At 38.2% G+C, this 13,171-nt stretch carries 10 protein-coding genes; 4 read left to right on the top strand and 6 right to left on the bottom strand.

The genetic code is table 11. From position 1 onward, the window contains the following. Positions 1 to 2: 2 nt before the first annotated feature. Genes edd through zwf form a run of 3 tightly spaced genes read right to left on the bottom strand, consistent with a single transcriptional unit; the run spans position 3 to position 4,014 of the window. Complete coding sequence (gene edd / locus A3Q33_RS16820) at positions 3 to 1,835, bottom strand: phosphogluconate dehydratase (RefSeq protein WP_081182720.1); 1,833 nt, start codon at positions 1,833 to 1,835, stop codon at positions 3 to 5. Between the two features lie 17 nt (positions 1,836 to 1,852). Further along, complete coding sequence (gene pgl / locus A3Q33_RS16815; RefSeq protein ID WP_081180949.1) at positions 1,853 to 2,545, bottom strand: 6-phosphogluconolactonase; 693 nt, start codon at positions 2,543 to 2,545, stop codon at positions 1,853 to 1,855. After that, a complete protein-coding gene (gene zwf, locus A3Q33_RS16810) occupies positions 2,545 to 4,014 on the bottom strand; it encodes a glucose-6-phosphate dehydrogenase (protein ID WP_081180948.1) in 1,470 nt (489 codons plus the stop codon). Before zwf ends, pgl begins: the two co-directional genes overlap by 1 nt. Before the next feature lie 328 nt (positions 4,015 to 4,342). On the opposite strand from zwf, the gene A3Q33_RS16805 reads away from it, so the two are divergent. Both A3Q33_RS16805 and pyk read left to right on the top strand, forming a co-directional pair. Next, positions 4,343 to 5,191: a MurR/RpiR family transcriptional regulator gene (locus A3Q33_RS16805; protein WP_081180947.1), complete on the top strand. Its 849-nt coding sequence runs from the start codon at positions 4,343 to 4,345 to the stop codon at positions 5,189 to 5,191. 68 nt (positions 5,192 to 5,259) lie between these two features. Beyond that, the gene (pyk, locus tag A3Q33_RS16800) at positions 5,260 to 6,714 is read left to right on the top strand and encodes a pyruvate kinase (protein WP_155866796.1); all 1,455 of its coding nucleotides are present in this window, start codon (positions 5,260 to 5,262) and stop codon (positions 6,712 to 6,714) included. 246 nt (positions 6,715 to 6,960) lie between these two features. Here the strand turns inward: pyk and A3Q33_RS16795 are convergent, their stop codons facing one another. Together A3Q33_RS16795 and A3Q33_RS16790 are read right to left on the bottom strand one after the other, a co-directional pair. Beyond that, a complete protein-coding gene (locus A3Q33_RS16795; RefSeq protein WP_081180945.1) occupies positions 6,961 to 7,809 on the bottom strand; it encodes a DUF6279 family lipoprotein in 849 nt (282 codons plus the stop codon). Positions 7,810 to 7,831: 22 nt separating this feature from the next. Further along, positions 7,832 to 8,761, bottom strand: a complete 930-nt coding sequence (locus tag A3Q33_RS16790; protein ID WP_081180944.1) for a LysR family transcriptional regulator — start codon at positions 8,759 to 8,761, stop codon at positions 7,832 to 7,834. A gap of 241 nt (positions 8,762 to 9,002) precedes the next feature. Here A3Q33_RS16790 and A3Q33_RS16785 point away from each other — a divergent pair, with 241 nt between their 5' ends. After that, positions 9,003 to 9,698, top strand: a complete 696-nt coding sequence (locus A3Q33_RS16785; RefSeq protein WP_081180943.1) for a type 1 glutamine amidotransferase domain-containing protein — start codon at positions 9,003 to 9,005, stop codon at positions 9,696 to 9,698. A 101-nt stretch (positions 9,699 to 9,799) separates the two neighbouring features. Beyond that, positions 9,800 to 10,888: an NADPH-dependent curcumin/dihydrocurcumin reductase gene (gene curA / locus A3Q33_RS16780; RefSeq protein ID WP_081180942.1), complete on the top strand. Its 1,089-nt coding sequence runs from the start codon at positions 9,800 to 9,802 to the stop codon at positions 10,886 to 10,888. Between the two features lie 102 nt (positions 10,889 to 10,990). Here the strand turns inward: curA and A3Q33_RS16775 are convergent, their stop codons facing one another. Beyond that, positions 10,991 to 12,856: a methyl-accepting chemotaxis protein gene (locus A3Q33_RS16775; RefSeq protein WP_081180941.1), complete on the bottom strand. Its 1,866-nt coding sequence runs from the start codon at positions 12,854 to 12,856 to the stop codon at positions 10,991 to 10,993. Positions 12,857 to 13,171: the final 315 nt, after the last annotated feature.

The raw sequence follows: 13,171 nt of genomic DNA, 5'->3' as shown, positions 1-13,171 counted from the left end.
AGTTATAGCCCGCCTTGAAAGTTCTCATCAAATAGTGAACAGGCACCCGTTTCAGCAGAGCTTAAGTTACGACGCATAAAACCAAACAGTTCACGGCCCATACCTTGATGATGGCCATTCACTTCAAAAATGGCATTTTCACGTTTAGCAAGTTCACTTTCTTCAACTAACAACGTTAGTTCGCCAGTTTCACCATCAAGTAAAATCATGTCACCGGTTTTAATTTTTGAAATTAAGCCGCCATCTAATGCTTCAGGGCACAAATGAATAGCCGCAGGAACTTTACCAGAAGCGCCAGACATACGACCATCAGTTACTAGTGCAACTTTAAAGCCTTTATCTTGTAACACGCCTAACGGTGGTGTTAATTTATGAAGTTCAGGCATACCACGGGCTTTCGGGCCTTGGAAACGCACAACCGCGATAAAGTCTTTTTCTAACTCTCCCGCATTAAAGGCAATATCAAGTTCATGTTGATCTTCAAAAACAACAGCAGGTGCTTTTATTACAAAACTACCTTCACGAAGTGATGAAGTTTTCAGCACTGATACACCTAAGTTACCTTTCATGACTTGTAAGCCGCCATGGCTGCTGAACGGTTTTGCAACAGTGGCAATGATCTCGTCATCGCCTGAGCTAGCTGCGCCGTCGATCCAAACTAACTTGCCATCTTCCAATACAGGACGTTGGGTATAGCGCGTTAAGCCGCGACCACAAATTGTTTCAACATCTTCATGTACCAAACCAGCGTCAATAAGCATTTTAAATAGCAATGCCATACCACCCGCTTCTTGAAATTGGTTAATGTCAGCATGACCATTCGGGTAAATTCGGGTTAATAATGGCACTGCATCAGATAAATCATTAAAATCTTGGAAGTTAATAATAATACCTGCTGCTTTAGCAAAGGCGATGATGTGCATGGTTAAGTTTGTTGAACCACCGGTTGCTAACAAAGCGACAATGGCATTGACAATTGAACGTTCATCAACCATTTTACCTATCGGCATGTAATTGCCAGATTGCTGAGTCAAACGTGTAACTTGACGCGCGGCGGCTTTGGTTAATTCTTCACGTAATTGTGTATTAGGCGCAATAAAAGAAGCACCGGGTAAATGTAAACCCATCACTTCAACTACTAATTGGTTTGAGTTTGCTGTACCGAAGAAAGTACAAGTACCCGCACTGTGATAAGACGCAGATTCTGCTTCTAATAATTCTTCTTTGCCAACTTCACCTTTAGCGTACTGTTGACGAACACGTGCTTTATCTTTATTTGGTAAGCCTGATGGCATTGGGCCAGCAGGTACAAAAACGGTTGGTAAATGACCAAATGTCATACTGGCGATCATTAAGCCCGGGACTATTTTATCGCAAATACCTAGCATTAAGGCACCGTCAAACATGTTATGAGACAACGCAACTGCCGTCGACATGGCAATAACATCTCGACTCATCAGGCTTAAGTCCATACCTGGTTGACCTTGAGTTACACCGTCACACATGGCTGGCACACCACCAGCAAATTGCGCTACACCACCAGTTTCTTTTACTGCCGCTTTAATAATTTCAGGATACGTTTGGTATGGTTGATGCGCTGAAAGCATATCATTATATGAAGAAACAATGGCAACATCAGAGTGATTAACACCACGTAATGTATTTTTGTCATCTGAACCACACGCAGCAAAACCATGAGCTAAGTTGCCACAAGATAAGCTAGCGCGATGCACAGTCGTTGACTTCTCGCCCGCTATTTTATCAAGGTAAGCAGCACGGCTTGCTTTGCTGCGATCGATAATGCGTTGTGTGATGCGTAAGATATTTTTGTTCATAGAAATTTTAGTCATAATTATAGTGCCCAATAAATTTGTGTATTAACGTCTGGCGCTTGTAAAAATGCTCTGATCGGCATTTCTCGGCTTTCTTGCCCGGCAATAGCAGCTGCTAACACTTGCTTTTTACTCGCACCGCTTATGTGTAAAAAAGTATTCTTGCTTTGTGCTAAAGCTGCAAAGCTAAAACTGATTCGCTGATATGGCGCTGTTTTTGGTGTTACTTTTATCAGTGCATCACTATCATCAGCAAGACACTGCGTTATTTCATCACTGCATGGGAATAACGAAGCGGTGTGGCCATCTTCACCCATACCTAAAATAAGCACATCTAAAGGTAGTAACTGCTGATTCGCTGCGAGGTTTAAATCAGCTAAAGTATCTTTACTAAAATCTTCACCTTGCTTTAGATGAAAAAAATTAGCATTTGCCGCTTCATTTTGTAATAAGTTTTCATGTACTAACTTGGTATTGCTGTCGCTTGATTTGATATCAACCCAACGTTCATCTGCCAAAGTAATCGTAATTGACTTCCACGCTAGTTTCTTCTTCGATAATGCTTGAAAAAAACCTTTAGGTGTTGAGCCCCCCGAAACCGCAATGCTCGCTTTCCCTTTGCTTTCAACAGCAGCAGTTAATAGTGCAGCAACGTTATCAGCCAGAGATTCATCTAGTAATTCACGTGCTTCGAATTCATTAATTTTATACATTACTCTACCCACTGGCGGTCATCGCGCGCAATTAAAGAAATTGATGAAACAGGTCCCCACGAACCCGCTGCATAAGGTTTAGGTACACTATTAGTTGATTGCCATGCTTCAATAATACTGTCAGCCCACTTCCATGCTGCTTCTACTTCATCACGACGAACGAATAATGATTGGTCGCCTTTAATCACTTCAAGTAATAAGCGTTCATAAGCACCTACAACACGCTGGTTGTCATAGGTTTTTGAAAAACTTAAATCTAATTTGTTTTCATGGATCTGCATTTGTGACGCAATGCCAGGAATCTTGTTCATCATTTCAAGCTCAACACCTTCGTCTGGTTGCAAACGAATAGTTAATTTATTTGATGGTAATTCGGCATAGCTTTCATTAAATATATTGTGCGCTTGCTGTTTAAAATGTACGACTATTTCACTATGTTTTTGCGGCATACGTTTACCTGTACGCAAGTAAAATGGTACGCCAGCCCAACGCCAGTTGTCTATTTCTGCTTTAATGGCGACAAAGGTTTCCGTTGTGCTATTAGCTTTAGCACCCTCTTCATTCAAATAGCCTGGCACGGCAACACCATTTAAGTAACCATCGGCATATTGGCCACGTACCGTTTTTTCTTTAACATTCTGAAGCGTTATAGGCTTAAGTGCTTTTATAACCTTTAATTTTTCATCTCGAATACTATCGGCACTTAAATCTGCAGGTGGTTCCATAGCGAGTAGTGAAAGCACTTGTAACAAATGGTTTTGTACCATATCGCGCATTTGACCTGCTTCATCGTAAAAGCCCCAACGTCCTTCAATTCCAACACACTCTGCAACCGTTATTTGCACATGATCGATACAGTTACGATCCCAATTATTGGTGAATAAACTATTAGCAAAACGTAAAACCAACAGGTTTAGAACCGTTTCTTTACCTAAGTAATGATCAATTCGATAAATTTGTTTTTCTTTAAAGTAGCGAGATACTTGATCGTTAATTACTTTTGATGATTCTAAGCAATGTCCGATAGGCTTTTCCATTACCACTCTGTCAGCAGCCTCAATTAACTTGGCTGATTTTAAGCCTTCACTAATATCACCAAAAATAGCAGGAGGCGTTGAGTAATAATAGACGCGCGCGCCCTCTACTGACGATAAGGTTTTAGCAAGTTCGCTATAGGCTTTAATATCTTTAAAATCGAGTTGTTGATAAACCAGTCTCGATAAAAATTTCGTTACCGTTGCAGCATCTAAATCTTCAGAGATGAACTCGTTTAAGCTTTCATCTATTTGTTTAGCAAATTTATCAAGTGTAAGTTCGTTTCGGGCAACAGCAATAATACGAGTGTCATCACTTAACAATCCCGCAAGTTCTAATTGATATAACGAAGGTAAAAGTTTGCGACGAGATAAGTCTCCCAACGCACCAAAAATAACAATTTCACTTGCTAAAGGGTGATCTATGTTTTTCATAGCTTGTATTCTCAATTATTGATTTACTGTAACTAAACTACATTTAAAGCTAATTTATCTGCTATAGCGTCAGCAGTAAAGCACTTTCTGTAATATTATTACATTATTTACATTTCATTTAAAAATAGCGACTTCAAGGCTACTTTTCAACAAAAAAAGATTAAAGGTTTGCAAAATTCACTACTTTTGTTTTATATTAGCCTAAAATATGAAATAAATTTTCATATTTTCTGTTGTAAAGGCAGAAAATAAATTACAGCTACCCTTGGTTTGGATCATAAAATAGCAAACATATACTAACCAAGTAACGCGCTAAGGCTAAAACGTAATGAATATATTAGAAAAAATCGCCAACGAGTTAGATACTTTCAGTAAATCTGAACGTAAAGTGGCAGAAGTTATATTATCATCACCGGGTACTGTTATACATGCCAGTATTGCCGCCTTGGCAAAACAAGCTAATATAAGTGAACCAACAGTTAACCGTTTTTGTCGTCGACTTGACACTAAAGGGTATCCTGACTTTAAACTCCATTTAGCGCAAAGTCTTGCCAATGGTACGCCTTATGTAAATCGCCATGTAGATGAAAATGATTCGGCTGAAGAATATACTTCAAAAATCTTCGAATCAACCATGGCTAATCTCGAATTAGCGCGTAAAAGTTTAGACACAGCAACCATCAATCGCTCAGTAGACCTTTTAACTCAAGCCAATAAAATTTCGTTTTTTGGCTTAGGGGCTTCTGCTGTTGTCGCACACGATGCGCAAAATAAGTTTTTTCGTTTTAACGTCCCTGTAGTTTATTTCGATGACATTTTAATGCAACGTATGAGTGCTATAAATAGTCGTCAAGGTGATGTTGTTGTTGTTATCTCTCATACAGGTAGAACAAAATCTTTGGTTGATGTGGCAAGTTTAGCCCGTGAAAACGACGCGACTGTAATAGGTATTACAACCACCGGCACTCCACTGGCGAAAGAATGTAACTTTGTTTTATCCGTAGATGTTGCAGAAGATACAGATTTATATATGCCGATGGCATCGCGCATTGCGCAACTGACCTTAATTGATTGTTTAGCAACAGGGTTTACGTTACGTCGTGGCACAAAATTTAGAGACAACTTAAAGAAAGTTAAAGATAGTTTACGTAGCTCACGCTTTGAACGTAAAGACTAATTAGTTGCGACGGGTGAATAACCAATCGCTGTAAAACACATAAAAAATAGATAAATTTAAGGATTACAATGCCTAGAAGAACCAAAATTGTCGCGACGTTAGGTCCGGCAACTGACGATAGATCAGTATTAAAACAAGTATTAGCTGCAGGTGTAAACGTTGTTAGATTGAATTTCTCTCACGGTATTCCACAAGATCATATTGACCGCGCAAACACTGTACGTGAGTTATCAAAAGAACTTGGTATTTACGTCGGTATATTAGGTGACTTACAAGGACCTAAAATTCGTGTATCAACGTTTAAAAATGGTCCTATTAAATTAGCCATTGGTGATAAGTTTGAATTAGACGCTTCATTAGAAAAAGGTGAAGGTTGTCAGGAAAAAGTGGGCATTGATTACAAAAAACTTCCACAAGATGTTATCCCTGGTGATATTTTGTTACTAGACGATGGTCGTGTGCAATTACGTGTACTTGAAACTAAGGGACAATCAGTTTTTACTGAAGTCACGGTTGGTGGTCCATTATCAAACAACAAAGGCATTAACCGTCAAGGTGGTGGTCTTACTGCCCCTGCACTTACTGCTAAAGATAAAGAAGATATTAAACTAGCAGCAAAAATTAATGTTGATTTCTTAGCCGTTTCATTCCCACGTGACGCTGCTGATATGCGTGAAGCGCGTTTATTAGCACAAGAAGCTGGCTGTGATGCTCGCTTAGTGTCTAAAATTGAACGTGCTGAAGCAGTAAACGACAACGATGTATTAGATGGTATTATTCTAGCGTCTGACGTTGTTATGGTTGCCCGTGGCGATTTAGGTGTTGAAATTGGTGATGCAGCATTAGTGGGTAAACAAAAACATATTATTGCCCGTAGTCGCCAGTTAAACCGCGTCGTTATTACCGCAACACAAATGATGGAAACCATGATTGAGCAGCCAATGCCAACGCGTGCTGAAGTTATGGATGTTGCAAATGCCGTACTAGATGGTACAGATGCCGTGATGCTTTCAGCTGAAACAGCTGCCGGTAAATATCCGATTGAAACAGTTAAAGCGATGGCTAGCGTTTGTGTTGGTGCTGAGAAAGAAAGTTCAGTGACGACTTCAAAACATCGCGTTGAAACAACGTTTACTGAAGTTTCAGAAACTATTGCTATGTCAGCTATGTATGCCGCTAATCATTTAAACGGTGTTAAAGCCATCATTGCCTTGACTGAATCTGGCCATACAACACAAATTATGTCGCGTATTTCTTCAGGATTACCGATTTACTCATTATCTCGCCATCCTAAAACGTTAACTAAAACGGCTATTTATCGTGGTGTTTATCCGGTTGCATTTGACTCTACAGATGCTGTGAATGCTGAGAAAATGGCACAAGACGTATTGTCTGCTGTTGTTAAAGGATCAGAATTAGTTGCTGGTGATAAAGTTATTTTAACGCACGGTGATTTAATGGAAACTGTTGGCGCAACCAACACATTAAAAGTATTAACGTTAACTAAAAAGCACTTTGCTTAAATTCGTTAAATACTCGCTCGTTTGTTAAAACTTCATAACAAACGAAAGTTAAATAAAAAAGGTAGCTATATAATAGCTACCTATTTTTTTGTTTTAATATTTCTAACATCTATATTAAAAATTACCACTGATCATAATTAAACCTTTAAACGGCATTGCTTAATTACCTTATCCTTACCTTATATTTAGCTTATATTTATCAATAGTTAAAGTAGAAATTACTGTATTAAATGAGTCAACGTTGTATTAATCATTATTAATTAAGTACGCTAAATCACCGATCACTTTATCAATTTTTTTATTAATTCGCTTACGTTGTTTATCACTGGCAGTACTTACCATATAAACAAAAATTTTCGCAAACACTTGATTATTATTAGCTGATATCGCATTTAATTTTTCGTCTCTTAAGCTACGACCATTTACAAATAAACGATAAAACTCGAACTTAAATTGATGATCAGGTAGTTCGCCATTTAAAAGTTCTCCAAATTGATGTGTCCAACGTTGACGGTAAACCATGCGAGGTAAAAATGAGCGTTGAAAGTTTTTACTCATCAATGTAACTTGCACTTTTTGCTCAGCGCTTAACTTACCAAACCAGTATTTAAGTTGATCTTTTTGCTCATTGCTTCGTTCTTCTTGCCACTCTTGCTCAGAAAGATCTTCAATGTCGTCGATATTTTCTTGATTAGCCGCTTGTAATGCTTGTAATAACTGCTGTTTTTGTTCGGTAGATAAATTAAATGCTAGCACTTGTAATCTAGGCTCTGCAGCTATTAAGAAGTTTTGCCAATGTTGAATAAATTTCGCTAAGTTATCGGTGACTTGTTGCTCGTTTATTTCATCATTAATCGCAACTTTAAGGCTTTCAAGCTGTTGCGCATAAACAGGTAACTGCGTTGTTCTATGCCATAAATGTAATTGCTCAAAGTCCTGATCAAAATTTTGCTGTTGCTGCTCATTTAGCGTGACATAATCATCAAGATACCAATGAGTCCACCAATCTAAATGGTTGTAGACAAACCGGAAGCTACAGCCAGATACAAAAACGGCTAAGAGTAGACAAAGTAGCGTTGATTTTATTTTCATCATTCAATATAACCTGCTATGAAAGCTATGGGCTCGAATTAAAATTAGTCATTAATTTTGCCTGTTGTTGATCAAAAAATTGTTTAAGAAAATCAATTAACAATCGTAATTTTTTTGACGTTGCAGCCCCTGGCGGAAAAACACCATAAACATCTATGGCTTTAAGCTGGTAATCGTCTAAAACAGTTTGTAATCGCCCTGCTTTAATTTTTGGCCAGGCATCATAGGTTGGCACTCGGCCTAAACCATGACCCCCTTCAACAAAAGCGGTTCTTGCCGTGGCATTATTAGTTTTTATTGTACCTTTAATATCAACTGTATATGTTCGCCCGGACTTTTCAAGCGCTAATTTATTACTGGTAAGTTTGTAGACAACCCAATTATGTTGACTTAATTCACTGGGTTTATTCGGCCGCCCATGCTGTTTAAAGTATTCTGGAGATCCGCAAATACACGTAGATAGCACAGCAAGCTTTCTTGCTTGTAAACCTGAGTCAGATAATGGTGCGCCTCTAATCGCTAAATCAATACCTTCTTTCACAATATTAACCACTTCATCGGTTAACATAATATCAAGCTCTATCTTAGGGTAAATATTTCGAAATTTGTCTAAAGCAGGGACAATAGTATGCAAGCCAACGCTTACCGGACAGGTGATCTTTAGCAGTCCTTCGGGTTCATTTTTAACGTTTTCAATTTGTTGATTCGCTGCACTTGCTTGTTGTGCAATAATCCGACACCGCTGATAATAATCACTACCCGCCTGTGTAAGGGCAATAGAGCGTGTTGAACGGTTTAATAGTGTTACGCCAAGTTGTTGTTCTAGTTTTTTTATATGGTAACTGACTACGGCTCTAGAAAGCCCTATATGCTTTGCTGCTGCACTAAAGTTTCCTTGTTCAACCACATGTGAAAACACCACCATACTCTTCAACTGCTCGAAAGAAATGTCCACTTAACCCCCTGTAATAACCATTTTTGCCAAATAAATAATATTCATCCAATAATTGTATCAATAATTAAAACAAAGATATCAAATTACTCTGCATTGTATTAAAAAAAATTGAGCATATACTTTATGCATAGATTGAAGTACGTAATTCTGTTACTTCATTATATTTACTTTCAAAAAAGTATTTTCATCAACTTTTACTTTTAAAAACAAGTCGCTGATTTAACAGCAAAGGATAATTAAAATGACTGCAACAAATACAAATAAAGTATTAATGGTATTAACTTCGCATGATAAATTAGGTGACACTGGCGAGAAAACTGGTTTCTGGTTAGAAGAATTTGCTGCCCCTTATTATCAATTAATTGACGCGGGCTACTCTGTAACATTAGCCTCACCTTTAGGCGGACAACCACCACTAGATCCAAAAAGCGCAGAAGCTGACTTTCAAACAGATGCTACTCGTCGTTTTGAGCAAGACAAAGAAAATCAAAAAGTATTGGCAACAACGACCAAGTTAAATCTTGTCGATGCGAATGATTATGCCGCTGTATTTTACCCTGGTGGTCACGGTCCAATGTGGGATTTAACTCATGATCAAGACTCTATTGCCTTGATCTCAGCTTTTATCGAACAAAATAAGCCTGTAGCTGTAGTTTGTCATTCAACGTCTGTATTGCTTAATGTTAAAGACAAAAATGGCAACCCAATTGTTAAAGGTAAGAAAGTGGCTGGTTTTACTAACAGTGAAGAAGCAGCAGTTCAGTTAACCGACATCGTGCCATTTTTACTTGAAGATGAACTTATTAAGCAAGGCGCAAACTATCAAAAAGGTGACGACTGGGCATCATTCGTTGTTGAAGACAGCGGTATTATCAGTGGCCAAAACCCGGCTAGTTCAAGCGAAGCGGCTGCACGTTTAATTAAAAAATTAAGCTAATAAGTAAAGTCATTACAACAAACTCCACATAGCCAAAATATCTCGATAGAATTTTGGCTATGTTATCTCTAACACTTATGAAATTTAGTTAGGACAATATAATGACATCGAAAATAGTTAATAATGCCGATAGCACTCCGTCATTAAAACAAAATTGGCAGCAAAACCGACAATTTACTTTAGCTTCTCGTCCTGTAGGCGCACCAACAGCCGAGAACTTTAACCTTATTAATGCTGAAATACCGACACCAAGCCAAGGTGAAGTATTGTTAAGAACGGTATATTTATCCCTTGACCCGTACATGCGTGGCCGTATGAGCGATGCTAAGTCTTACGCAGAACCGGTTGCTATTGACGAAGTTATGGTCGGTGGCGCGGTTTGTCGTGTTGAACAATCCCTTAATGACAATTTCCAAGTTGGTGATTTAGTTGTGGCTTATACCGGTTGGCAAGATTACGCGCTATCTAATGGTGATGACCTGTTAACGTTACCTAAAGCGTTAACGACACCATCATATGCACTTGGCGTGCTAGGTATGCCGGGATTAACTGCTTATATGGGCTTACTCGACATTGGCCAACCAAAAACAGGTGAAACCGTAGTTGTGGCAGCAGCAAGTGGTGCTGTAGGCAGTTTAGTCGGCCAAATTGCGAAGTTACAAGGTTGTCGTGTTATTGGTATCGCCGGTAATGAAGAAAAGTGTAACTACGTCACTAACACGCTTGGTTTTGACGCTTGTTTAAACCATAAAGATGGCAATTTAGCAACGCTACTCGCTGAGCAATGTCCAGACGGTATTGATGTATATTTTGAAAATGTCGGTGGCTCTGTCTTTGACGCTGTAATGCCACTATTAAATGCTAGTGCGCGGATACCTGTTTGTGGTTTGATTTCACAATACAATGCTACTGAGCTACCTTCAGGGCCTGACAGAATGTCACAACTGATGGGGCTAATATTAGTTAAGCGCATTAAAATGCAAGGCTTTATCGTATTTGATGATTACGGTCATCGTTACAACGAATTTAGTCAAGCGATGGGTCAATGGCTTGCTGAAGATAAAATTAAATATCGTGAAGATAAAGTTATCGGTTTAGAACAAGCAGCAAGTGCTTTTATCGGCCTTTTAAAAGGTGAGAATTTCGGTAAACGTGTTATAGAAGTAGGTCCGATCGAATTAGCTAAATAAGCTGTATGTCGCCAGATTAATAAAAATTTAAAAAGAGTATACACAAGTGTTGTTTACTCTTTTTTTATATCTATAATTTAATCGATACGTGTTTATCAATGCCTAGCGATACTTACTTAGGCGCGACAACCATGCTTGATCTGTTAACATTTCTTTTGATATTTTCATTAGCCTATTTTGTAACTCGCCTGATAACGAGTTCATCATCATTCTGTAGGTAAAGTCTTGGTGATTACTATTTGAAAAATGAATTTGGTTTTTTAGTTTCATTTCTGTGATCAAATAACGTGCCGTTGATTGCGTTAATAGTGTTACATCTACTCGTTTTGCCATGAGTTTTTTAATATTCTCCATGGCATGACTGACATTCACGCGTTTAATATCACCACTGTCGATCAACTCATCTAATCCTAAATATCGATACCCTACTAATCCACCCAAAGTATGACCTTTTAACGATTCAGGTCCTTTATATTCAAACGGAGTATCAATGCTAGACAGAAGACAATTAGCTTCTTGAGTATAGCCATGTGTCCATTGATACTTAGTTTCGTTTGCATCTTCGTGCCAGGCGGGAAGTGTCCAAGGTATAATACCTTTTTCAGTGCTATCTATTAGCATATTTACCCGAGATCTGGGTAAACGATAAATAACAAATTTATATTCGCCATTTAACTTACTGTTTAAGTATTGTGCTAATTCATAATTTAAGCCTTGGCCTTTGCCAGTAACAAAGGGTGGAGATACTTGATAGCTATAAATTTTAATGGTGTTAGGGCTAACCGAAGAGTTGGCTAAATTAAGCTTTGCTCTAATGTAATCCATCATCAGGGTTTGTTCTTGCTCGGTTGCCGCACTCTCTTCAGCGAATACCGCTGTTTCATCAATCATACAGGTTAAATTTTGTAGTCCAGTGTAAATATGTTCAACCGATTCACTTTGCGCTTTTACCGCTGTGGCTGTTTGCATGCTCATACTTGAAATAGTCGCTACAGCCTCAGTAATTTGATCTAATGACTTACGCCCTTTTAAAGCCATTACGACGCTTTCATCGGCTTTAGTTTTCCCCTTCGTAATTAAGGTCACGGCATGTTGGCTATCAACTTGTAGCTCTGAAATCATACTTTGAATATCGATCGTGGCATTTGCCGTGCGCCGTGAAAGGTTTCGAACTTCATCCGCGACTACTGCAAATCCGCGTCCGGCTTCTCCAGCGCGAGCGGCTTCAATGGCCGCATTTAGGGCCAGTAAATTCGTTTGACTAGATATATCATTAATAACGCTGACGATTGAACCAATTTTCTCACTGTGTATCGCTAACTCTTCAATGCCAGAAACGGCTATTTCAACATCTTTCGCAAGTTCATTTATCGAGTTTATAACGCCTTCAATGACCGATTGCCCTAGGTGTGCATCCTCGCCTGCTTGCGTTGCTGCGTCAGCCACCGCATTACTATTATTGGCGATATCCCTGACAGCAGAAGCAATTTTTTCCGTTGTTAAAGAAATAGCATTAGACTCATTATATTGTTTAATTATTCCCTCATTGGTTTTTTCGGCAAGGTTATTAGCCTTAGTAGAGTTTTCAGATAAATGATTAGATGATTCGTTTATCTCGTCAATAATATCAACAAATCGCTTTAGTATTCTTGCAAGATTTTCAAAAAGTACCGTATCTTTGCTATCAGAAGAGTTTGTTTTAGATACCAATTGACGAACATCAGATTCAAAATGCTCATCTTGCCAAGCTAAGCTAGCTAGTTGGGTATTAAATTTACTTTGGTCGGAAAAAAGCCAGTAATTCAAGATAAATAAAGTGACACAAAAAACTAAAACTAAACCAACTACCCCACCGAAAAAGTAATCAATAACCAGCCCTGTTATCGGTTTTTCACTGTAAACAGCCGCAAGTGTAATTTGAATCAACAAAAACAATATTGTTATGCTTGCACTTAACTTATATTTCATTGGCACATTACTCTTTTTAACAAAGGATTTTACTTAGTATCTTTAAATGGCGCCTTCAAACAAAAATCTACATTCACAATATTACTGTGCCGTTTTATGTTTAGTAACCATTCAATAGGGACTCGATTCTTTATTAGTTATTTATTGCTCATTTACAGGTTATTTATTAGTTATGGTGTAAGAAAATTATTATTTGAACCTATGAATACTTACTGTAAATGTCATAAATGTAAACTGTGTTTTGTATATCTATATATAAAGCAAAGTGAATTACAGTTAGATAAGTAGATATATTAACCTTAATTACATAATACA

Origin of the sequence: Colwellia sp. PAMC 21821, assembly GCF_002077175.1 — a bacterium.
In the GTDB taxonomy this organism is placed as follows: domain Bacteria; phylum Pseudomonadota; class Gammaproteobacteria; order Enterobacterales; family Alteromonadaceae; genus Cognaticolwellia.
The sequence above is the reverse complement of the archived record's forward strand: the minus strand, read 5'-3'. Positions and strand labels throughout refer to the sequence as shown.

What these genes read in the sequence shown, in the direction of transcription:
- edd (WP_081182720.1), bottom strand. Translation starts at nt 1,835, where the DNA reads ATGAACAAAAATATCTTACGCATCACACAACGCATTATCGATCGCAGC.
- pgl (WP_081180949.1), bottom strand. Translation starts at nt 2,545, where the DNA reads ATGTATAAAATTAATGAATTCGAAGCACGTGAATTACTAGATGAATCT.
- zwf (WP_081180948.1), bottom strand. Translation starts at nt 4,014, where the DNA reads ATGAAAAACATAGATCACCCTTTAGCAAGTGAAATTGTTATTTTTGGT.
- A3Q33_RS16805 (WP_081180947.1), top strand. Translation starts at nt 4,343, where the DNA reads ATGAATATATTAGAAAAAATCGCCAACGAGTTAGATACTTTCAGTAAA.
- pyk (WP_155866796.1), top strand. Translation starts at nt 5,260, where the DNA reads ATGCCTAGAAGAACCAAAATTGTCGCGACGTTAGGTCCGGCAACTGAC.
- A3Q33_RS16795 (WP_081180945.1), bottom strand. Translation starts at nt 7,809, where the DNA reads ATGATGAAAATAAAATCAACGCTACTTTGTCTACTCTTAGCCGTTTTT.
- A3Q33_RS16785 (WP_081180943.1), top strand. Translation starts at nt 9,003, where the DNA reads ATGACTGCAACAAATACAAATAAAGTATTAATGGTATTAACTTCGCAT.
- curA (WP_081180942.1), top strand. Translation starts at nt 9,800, where the DNA reads ATGACATCGAAAATAGTTAATAATGCCGATAGCACTCCGTCATTAAAA.
- A3Q33_RS16775 (WP_081180941.1), bottom strand. Translation starts at nt 12,856, where the DNA reads ATGAAATATAAGTTAAGTGCAAGCATAACAATATTGTTTTTGTTGATT.